Annotated in this window: 1 pseudogene; it reads left to right on the top strand. The window is 67.5% G+C overall.

Annotated elements, in window-relative coordinates:
• Positions 1-51: 51 nt before the first annotated feature.
• Positions 52-449 (top strand): annotated as a pseudogene (locus EOA23_RS35390) (hypothetical protein); the annotation flags it as partial.

Raw genomic sequence — 449 nt, 5'->3', positions numbered from 1 at the left:
CTGGAATCTATAAGAACATAACAGGAACACTTGCTGCCGGAAGTGAACGTCATGGCGATGAGCGCCGTGGCGCGGGACACTGTTTTTGCCCTGCGCCGCCAGATCGCGAAGATCGAGGGAACGCTGCCCGAGCGCCTGCAGGCGCCGGTTGCTGCCCCTGCGGATGCCGCCAAGTCGGATATGACGCTTGTCCGGCGCGGCCTCGCGGTGGCCTCGCCGGATGCCTTCCTGCATACCGGCATCGAACGCCTCGACACCGCCCTTGGCGGCGGCCTGCCCCGGGCGGCGCTCAGCGAGATCCATGGGCTGGAGACCCGCGATGCCGGCGCGGTCGCCGGCTTCGCGCTTTCGCTCGTGAGCCTGATCCTCAAGGAGAAGCAGGGCCTGCCGATCCTCTGGGTCGGCACGGCGGAAATCTTCCACGAGGCCGGCCTGCCCTATGCCAGGGG

It is taken from the genome of Mesorhizobium sp. M2A.F.Ca.ET.042.01.1.1 (assembly GCF_003997405.1).
Taxonomy (GTDB): domain Bacteria; phylum Pseudomonadota; class Alphaproteobacteria; order Rhizobiales; family Rhizobiaceae; genus Mesorhizobium.
Note: the sequence above shows the minus strand (reverse complement) of the source record. Positions and strands in the feature narration are given on the sequence as shown.